The sequence below is a fragment of the Nonomuraea basaltis genome (assembly GCF_005893125.1).
Taxonomy (GTDB): domain Bacteria; phylum Actinomycetota; class Actinomycetes; order Streptosporangiales; family Streptosporangiaceae; genus Nonomuraea; species Nonomuraea basaltis.
Genome location: NZ_VCJS01000652.1, coordinates 1 through 503, shown reverse-complemented (window position 1 = coordinate 503; position 503 = coordinate 1). Strand labels below are relative to the sequence as shown.

The following is a 503-nucleotide window of genomic DNA, read 5'->3' as shown; positions in this document are numbered from 1 at the left end:
CGGGCTGGGTGATCTCCTCACCGGCCAGGTCACCCGAGACGTTGGACACCAGCGGCAGCTCCGGACGCCGCAGCGTCAAACCCGCCACCACCTGCCCGAACTCAGCCAGCATCGGCTCCATCAACGGCGAGTGGAACGCGTGCGACACCCGCAACTGGCGGGTTCGGTGCCCGTGCTGCCGCGCCCACTCGACGACCTGCTCCACCTGGTCGGACGCGCCGGAGACCACCACCGAACCGGGCGCGTTCACCGCCGCCACCGAGATCTCGCCACGCCCGGCCAGCACCGCAGCGAGCTCCTCTTCGCCGCAGCCGATCGCTGCCATCGCGCCCCCGGCCGGCAGTGCCTGCATCAACCGGCCACGAGCAGCCACCAACCGGCACGCATCGGCCAGCTCCAGCACCCCGGCCACATGCGCCGCGGTGATCTCGCCCAGCGAATGCCCGGCCACAAAGTCGGGCCGGATCCCCAGCGATTCCAGCAGCCGGTACAACGCCGTCTCC

Annotated in this window: 1 protein-coding gene; it reads right to left on the bottom strand. The window is 71.4% G+C overall.

What is annotated here, in order from left to right; translation table 11 throughout:
* A partial coding sequence (locus EJK15_RS69885; protein ID WP_138720995.1) for an acyltransferase domain-containing protein occupies positions 1 to 503 on the bottom strand: 503 nt, incomplete at both ends.